This window comes from Geomonas sp., from assembly GCF_035254065.1.
Classification (GTDB): Bacteria; Desulfobacterota; Desulfuromonadia; order Geobacterales; family Geobacteraceae; genus Geomonas.
Map to the genome: position 1 here is coordinate 1 of NZ_DATFBA010000214.1, position 6,340 is coordinate 6,340.

The 6,340-nt window shown below is 61.5% G+C and carries 7 protein-coding genes; 6 read left to right on the forward strand and 1 reads right to left on the reverse strand.

Annotation, left to right across the window (positions count from 1 at the left end; all coding sequences use genetic code 11):
• Position 1 precedes the first annotated feature (1 nt).
• The 4 genes from VJ604_RS10165 (at position 2) to VJ604_RS10180 (ending at position 2,539) form a co-directional block, all read left to right on the forward strand.
• A complete protein-coding gene (locus VJ604_RS10165; protein ID WP_324082168.1) occupies positions 2-1,093 on the forward strand; it encodes a potassium channel family protein in 1,092 nt (363 codons plus the stop codon).
• Positions 1,093-1,473 carry a fluoride efflux transporter CrcB gene (crcB, locus tag VJ604_RS10170; RefSeq protein ID WP_324082170.1) on the forward strand — a complete coding sequence of 127 codons (381 nt, stop codon included), beginning with the start codon at positions 1,093-1,095 and terminating at the stop codon, positions 1,471-1,473. The genes VJ604_RS10165 and crcB overlap by 1 nt, the downstream gene beginning before the upstream one ends.
• Positions 1,474-1,483: 10 nt before the next feature.
• Entirely contained in the window at positions 1,484-1,864 is a 381-nt protein-coding gene (locus VJ604_RS10175) for a putative PII-like signaling protein (protein WP_324082172.1), read from the forward strand.
• A gap of 90 nt (positions 1,865-1,954) precedes the next feature.
• Positions 1,955-2,539 carry a hypothetical protein gene (locus VJ604_RS10180; RefSeq protein ID WP_324082174.1) on the forward strand — a complete coding sequence of 195 codons (585 nt, stop codon included), beginning with the start codon at positions 1,955-1,957 and terminating at the stop codon, positions 2,537-2,539.
• A gap of 58 nt (positions 2,540-2,597) precedes the next feature.
• Here VJ604_RS10180 and VJ604_RS10185 read toward each other — a convergent pair whose 3' ends face one another.
• Positions 2,598-3,422: an alpha/beta fold hydrolase gene (locus VJ604_RS10185; RefSeq protein ID WP_324082176.1), complete on the reverse strand. Its 825-nt coding sequence runs from the start codon at positions 3,420-3,422 to the stop codon at positions 2,598-2,600.
• A 191-nt stretch (positions 3,423-3,613) separates the two neighbouring features.
• Here VJ604_RS10185 and VJ604_RS10190 point away from each other — a divergent pair, with 191 nt between their 5' ends.
• Positions 3,614-4,084: a CYTH domain-containing protein gene (locus VJ604_RS10190; RefSeq protein WP_324082179.1), complete on the forward strand. Its 471-nt coding sequence runs from the start codon at positions 3,614-3,616 to the stop codon at positions 4,082-4,084.
• Positions 4,085-4,533: 449 nt separating this feature from the next.
• Positions 4,534-5,985, forward strand: coding sequence for a B12-binding domain-containing radical SAM protein (locus VJ604_RS10195; protein WP_324082181.1), 1,452 nt, complete (start codon positions 4,534-4,536; stop codon positions 5,983-5,985).
• Positions 5,986-6,340: the final 355 nt, after the last annotated feature.

Genomic DNA, 6,340 nt, shown 5'->3' on the forward strand with positions numbered 1-6,340 from the left:
CCTGGTCCTCTGGGAAGGGTTCGAGACCATCATCCTGCCGCGCAGGGTCACCCGCCGCTTCCGCCTGACCCGCCTTTTTTACCGCGGCACCTGGCTCCCCTGGCGCTTCCTGGTAGGAAAGCTGCCGGCAAGGCGGCAGGAGACCTGGCTGAGCTTCTTCGGCCCGCTGTCTCTGCTGGCGTTGCTGACCTTGTGGGCCTTCGGGCTGATCGTCGGCTTCGCCATGCTGCACTGGTCGGTCGGCTCCATCGCGGTCACCCACGGCAGCTACAACGGCTTTCTCACCGATCTCTACTTGAGCGCCACCACCTTCATCACGCTGGGGCTGGGTGACGCCGTGCCGGTCACCAGGCTCTCCAGGTTCCTGGTGGTGGTCGAGTCCGGGATGGGGTTCGGCTTCCTCGCCCTGGTCATCGGCTACCTGCCACCCTTGAACCAGTCCTTCTCGCGGCGCGAGGTGAGCATATCGCTGCTGGACGCCCGCGCCGGCTCGCCTCCCACCGCCTTCCAGATGCTCGCCCGGCACGGCTACCCGCACGGGATGGAGGCGCTGAGAGAACTTCTGCACGAATGGGAAATCTGGTCGGCCGATTTTCTGGAGGGGCATCTCTCCTATCCGATCCTCGCCTACTTCCGGTCGCAGCACGACAACCAGTCCTGGCTGGGTGCCTTGACCGCCATCCTCGATACCTGCGCGCTGGTGATGGCCGGCGTGGAGGGGTTTTGCGAGCGGCAGGCGGAACTCACCTTCGCCATAGCCCGCCATGCGCTGGTGGACCTCTCCCTGGTGTTCCGGACCAGGCCGCGCAAGGGAAGGCATGAACGGCTGCCACCGGAGCAACTGGCCCAACTGCTGGAAGAGCTTTCCCGGGCGGGGATCAAGCTAAAGGAGGCGCCTACCGAGGAGCGGCTGACCGAGCTGCGCCGGATGTACGAGCCTTACGTGGAGGCGCTCGCTTCCTACTTCCATCTCAAGGTTCCCCGCTGGATGCCGGACGAGCACAAGGTGGACAACTGGCAGGCGAGCAGCTGGGATCGACCGGAGCCGCCCGGTCACATGCACCCGGAGAATGAGACGGGGAGCCATTTCTGATGCTGAAGAGAGCCGCGACCATTGCAGTTTTTTGCGCGGGAGGAGGGCTTGCCCGCTACTACCTGTCCGGGTGGATTTACGCCCTGCTGGGACGCGCCTTCCCCTACGGCACCCTGGCGGTGAACGTGGTGGGTGCCTACCTGATCGGCATCATCATGGAACTCGCTCTGCGCAGCACCCTCATTTCCGAAACGCTCAGGCTGGGGCTCACGGTCGGCTTCCTCGGTGGCCTCACCACCTTTTCCACCTTCAGTTATGAAACCTTCAAGTTGCTTGAGGACGGGCAGTTCGGCCTGGCCTTCGTGAACGTCCTGGCAAGCGTGCTGGTCTGCCTGCTGTTCACCTGGCTGGGGATCGTGACCATCCGCACGGTCACATAGGAGGAGAAACGTGACCAAGTTGATCGGCGAAAACGTGCTGATGAGGATCTTCATCGGCGAAGAAGACCGCTACCGCCACAAGCCCCTTTACGAGGCGCTGATGGAGATGCTGCTGGAGGAGGGGATCGCCGGCGCCACGGTGATCCGCGCCGTCTGCGGCTTCGGGGCTCACAGTGTCTATCACACCCAAAAACTGCTCGATCTCTCGGCCGACCTGCCGCTCATCGTGGAGGCGGTGGACAGCCAGGAGAAGATCGACGCAGTGATGCCGCGCATAGACGAGATGATGCAGGGAGGTATGATAACCCTGGAGAAGGCCACGGTGATCCGCTACCTGCCGAAAGGGGAACGGGGGGCAAAGAGTCAAGCGGGGCCAGGGACTGGAAGCTAGGGATTAGGGGCTAGGCTGGGCTAAGCTAACTAGGCCTTGGCCGCTATTTGACTGACACGGACCACGCAACGACGTGAAAAGGGGGACTGGATGCCGACCGATATGGCCGAGCGCAGAGCGGCTGGAGCTGCCAAGATCATGATCATCCGCCACGCCGAAAAGCCGGCGAAGGACGGATGTCCCCCATTCGGTGTCGATCAGGACGGCAAGGCGGATGAGGATTCGCTCTCTCCGCTCGGCTGGCAGAGGGCGGGCGCCCTCACCGTGTTGTTCGCGCCGGCCAGGGGAGCTTTGCAGGATCAGGCCCTCGCTTCTCCGCGCCATCTGTTCGCCTGTGGCGCCGAAGAAAAACGGAAGCGCCTGCGTCCGGTACAAACGGTGACCCTGCTCGCCGAACGGGTGGGGACCAAGGTGGACAGGAGCTTTCAGAAGGGGCAGGAAGTGGAGTTGGCGGATCATGTGATGGGACTCGAGGCGCCCGTGCTGATCTCCTGGGAGCACAACAACCTGCACCTGATCGCCAACCGTATCCTGGGCGATAGCAGCACGGTCCCGCAAGGGTGGCCGGAAGACCGCTTCGACGTGGTGTGGGTATTCGATCAGGTGGACGGTTCCTATCAGTTCCGGCAGGTCCCGCAACTGCTGCTGCCGGGCGACAGGGAGGCGGGCATCTGAGCGTGCGTGTGCTCGGAGGATGTGACTCCATCCACGATCCCGACAGAATTCCCCCTCCCTAACCCTCCCCCTCCGGGAGAGGGGATGTCGGACCGGGGAGGTTGGAGGCCAGCTTTTCCCTTGCAAACCTATCTATGATCCTGAAAGTCTCTTCCGGCTTCTCCTCCTGCGGGTTATGCCCGCAATCCTCGATGATCTCCAGCCTCGATCCCGGAATTGCCGCGTTCAGCCTTTCCCCCTGAGAAAGGGGCACGATCTGGTCGTACCTTCCCCACAGGAGCAGGACGGGGAGCTTCAACTCGCCGTAGCGGGCGGCGATGGCGTCCCGGTCGGCGGGGACCAGGCTGCGGCAGGTCTCCACCAGTGCCCGTTTCGCCTTGCGGTCGCGGTAGCAGGGGGCGTAGCGGGCGATGTGTTTCCTATCGACCAGGGAATGATCGTGGTAGGCTGCCCGCAGGCCGATCTTGATCCAGGCATCCGGGGCATAGAGGAGGACGAACAGGGTGCCTGCCAACGGGCGCTGGAAGACCTCCGCGATCACCGGGAGCCGCTGGATGTAACCCGGCCCCGCCATGTTGACCAGTGCCGCCAGCAGGCGTTTCCTGCCGGTCTGCATCGCCTCGATGGCGGCCACCAGCCCGATCGCCCCTCCCAGCGAATGCCCCACCAACAGCACGCGGGAAAGCGACGCTTTCTCGAGAAAGCGCAGCAGCCTCTCGCTGTGGGCGCGAATGGAGTAATCGGCCTCCTTGGGCTTGGAGGACTCGCCGGAACCGAGCAGGTCGAGCAGGTAGAGCGTGTAGGTATCAGGTGGGAAAAGGGGGACGATATCTATCCAGCATTCGGCGCGGGAGGCCAGACCGTGCAGCAGGACGACTGGCACAGGCCCCTTGCCTTCGATACGGTAGCGCAGGATCTCTGTATCTGAAAGGGCGCATTCACACAGAGGAGAAGTCATAGCACCGATTGTAGCAGATACTTCTTTCCTTACCGCAATATTCGGGCATGGTGATGAAACTGTGCTAAGCTAACAGCTGTTTTCGTCAGAGAGTCCGCGAGCGGAGGGAAGAGAAGATGGCCAAAGAAATCGAGAGGAAGTTCCTGGTCTCCGGGGATCAGTGGAAAGGCGACAGCAAACCGATCCACACCTGCCAGGGGTATCTGGCCAGTGGCGGCGACTGCACCGTGCGGGTGCGGATACAGGGAGAGAACGCTTTTCTGACCATCAAAGGGAAGACCGAAGGAGTGAGCAGGGACGAGTACGAATATGGCATCCCGGTCGTCGATGCCGAGGAGATGTTGGCGGCTCTCGCCAAGAAACCGTACATCGAGAAGAACCGGTACAAGATCACCTACGCGGGAATGGAGTGGGAGGTCGACGAGTTCCTCAAGGAGAATGAAGGCCTGGTGGTGGCCGAGGTGGAACTGGAATCGGAGTCCCAGCAGGTCGAGTTGCCACCTTGGGTAGGCGAGGAGGTCTCCCACGACGTCAGGTACCGCAACGTCAGCCTAACCTTCCACCCGTACTCCGAGTGGAAGAAATAGGCGGACCGCAGACATAGAAAAGGCCCAATAGCTATAAAAGCCATTGAGCCTTTCCCCTAAGCGTAACTGACGTTCAAGTAGGAACCATCCCTCATTTTTCCTTCGGTAGCAAGCTTCTGGAGGTGAAGGATGTGTACACCAGCCAGTTTCTTTGCTTCTACCTATCTCCGGTGCGTTTTAAGTGCCGGGTGGATATGAGATATTGAGCTTTGCAGCCTGGTTCACTTGCACGCCAATTACCAGCTCCCAAGTGCCGCTTCATACAACTGGGAGTCGTCTTTTAAAAGAGCCCTTCTTTCTCCATCTAGGTTCATTCTACTCCTCCGAAATTTTCGATGTCAATGGTCTAATGGACAACCTCCCGGTTCTTCGTTAATCTTGGAACGGGCGCCGCGGAGGTTGGCGAGATGGCTTGGAGAACGGCTAGTTACGCGAACGGTGGAGGTTCGATGATTTCCCGAATTCTCATTATAAGCACCAGCCGTGAGATGGCACCCCAGCCGACCGTCCCCATTGGGGCTGCCTGGGTCGCCGAGGGGCTTCAGTTGGCCGGCTTCCACGTGAAGCTCCTCGACCTGTGCTTCCAGCGGGACCCGCTGCACGCCATTGGCAGTAGCCTCCGGACCTTTCAACCTGATGGCATCGCCCTCTCCGTGCGGAACCTCGATAACTGCGACTTCCTCTCCCCCGTCTCCTTTCTTCCCGAACTCAAGCAGATGGTCGACTTCATCAAGTCCGTCACGGACGCCCGCATCCTGATCGGTGGCGCGGGCGTCAGCATCATGCCGGTGCAGCTCCTCGAATACCTGGGCCTCGATCACGCAGTGGTGGGCGAGGGGGAGCGGGCGGCGGCGGAGTTCTTCAGCTGTCCGGACGGAGATGCCTTGGCAACGGTCGCCGGGGTGGTGGGGCGCTCCGGTGAGATGGTGGGAGGCCCCTGCCGGTTGCCACCGGACGCGGTGCCTCCGCGCCTGCATCGTTGGGTCGATACCGGCCGGTACCTGATGTATGAGCCGGTACTGCCGGTGCAGGGGAAACGAGGGTGCGCCAACCGTTGCCTGTACTGCACCTATCGCCGGATCGAAGGAGAGAGCTGGCGGCTGAGGGAGCCGGGTGCGGTCGTCGACGAAATGGCGACCCTGGTGGACGTAACCGGCGCCAGGGAGTTCGAGTTCGTCGACAGTATCTTCAACCAGCCTGAGGGGTATCTGGAAGCCCTGCTGGAGGAGATCCTGAAACGGCGGCTCAAGGCCACGCTGCGGATCTCCTCGCTGGCCCCCAAGGGGATCACCCGGGCACAGATCAAGCTGATGGAGCGGGCGGGGATCACGTCCCTGGTGGTAACTCCGGAAAGCGCCTGCGATACCACGCTGGCGGCCCTCAGGAAGGATTTCACCGAGAGAGACATCCACCACGCGGCGGAGCTTCTCGCCGGCTCCGGCATTAACGTGCTGTGGTGCTTCCTGCTGGGGGCGCCCCAGGAGGATGACAGCTCGCTGGCGAAGACCATCCGCTTCATCAACACCGGCGTCAGAAAGAGGGACGCCGCCTTCATCACCACCGGTATCCGGGTCTATCCCGGCACCGGTCTCCACCAACAGGCCATCGAAGATGGGCTGCTGGACGCTTCCCACAACCTGCTGATGCCCTCCTTCTATTTCAGTCCCAAGCTCTCCCCTCAGGAGGCGAGGCGCGCACTGGAACAAGGCATTTCCGACCTCTCACGCTGCATCTTCGTTTCTGACACACGCCAAAGCTCTGTCAGCACCCTGCGTCGGATCGGTACGCTGCTCCGGTTGCCCAAGCCATTCTGGAGCTATGCCGGGTACCTGAACACCATCACCGCCGGGCGACGGGCAATCAGCCGGGAGTGGCCCACCTTGCCTGCACGCCAAAAATAATGTGTTACACTCCACCAATATCTTTGCCGCTGGCTCCTGTGACAGTTGCCCGCTGAGTAGTGACAGAGGCATGTTCCGCTATGAGGACAACGGTGCCCGCCGCTCTTTTCTTCCCCGCTTCCGTTAACCTTCCCTCTCCCGAAGGGGAGAACCAGGGAGGGGGAGCTGCCGCCGCCAATGCTGACGGGGCTTCAATTTTATGCCGACAGTGTTCCCCCTACCCAACCTCCCCCCTCCGGGGGGAGGAGTTACTGAGGAGGATCTGCAATGAAATGGAGGGGAACATCCGGTCTTACCCAAGACATCTTGCGACTTTTCCCAGCCATTCTGCTTCTCGTCATCGCGTCCGTTCCTT

Excerpts from the sequence above, each read along its gene's own strand:
- crcB (WP_324082170.1), top strand. The coding sequence starts at position 1,093 with ATGCTGAAGAGAGCCGCGACCATTGCAGTTTTTTGCGCGGGAGGAGGG.
- VJ604_RS10180 (WP_324082174.1), top strand. The coding sequence starts at position 1,955 with ATGCCGACCGATATGGCCGAGCGCAGAGCGGCTGGAGCTGCCAAGATC.
- VJ604_RS10190 (WP_324082179.1), top strand. The coding sequence starts at position 3,614 with ATGGCCAAAGAAATCGAGAGGAAGTTCCTGGTCTCCGGGGATCAGTGG.
- VJ604_RS10195 (WP_324082181.1), top strand. The coding sequence starts at position 4,534 with ATGATTTCCCGAATTCTCATTATAAGCACCAGCCGTGAGATGGCACCC.